The sequence below is a fragment of the Streptomyces sp. URMC 127 genome, assembly GCF_051386535.1.
Lineage (GTDB): Bacteria > Actinomycetota > Actinomycetes > Streptomycetales > Streptomycetaceae > Streptomyces.
The window spans coordinates 1-267 of the sequence record NZ_JBPQTW010000546.1; the positions used below are offsets into that span (position 1 = coordinate 1).

The 267-nt window shown below is 47.9% G+C and carries 1 protein-coding gene; it reads left to right on the forward strand.

Features of this window, described 5'->3' with window-relative positions; translation table 11 throughout:
* The coding region (locus tag ACSNOH_RS35335; protein ID WP_436725519.1) for a methyl-accepting chemotaxis protein at positions 1 to 267 on the forward strand (267 nt) is incomplete at both ends.

A 267-nucleotide genomic window follows, 5' to 3' on the forward strand; every position in this document is an offset into this window, starting at 1 on the left:
GTAATTAACGGTATCGCAGATCAGACGAACCTGCTTGCCCTAAACGCAGCGATTGAAGCGGCGCGCGCAGGCGAGTACGGCCGCGGCTTCTCCGTTGTAGCGGAAGAAGTGAGAAAGCTGGCAGTTCAATCAGCAGATTCAGCAAAAGAGATTGAAGGATTAATCATTGAAATTGTGAAGGAAATCAATACATCTCTCGGCATGTTCCAGTCTGTCAATCAAGAGGTGCAGACAGGCCTTGACATCACAGATAAAACAGAAATGAGC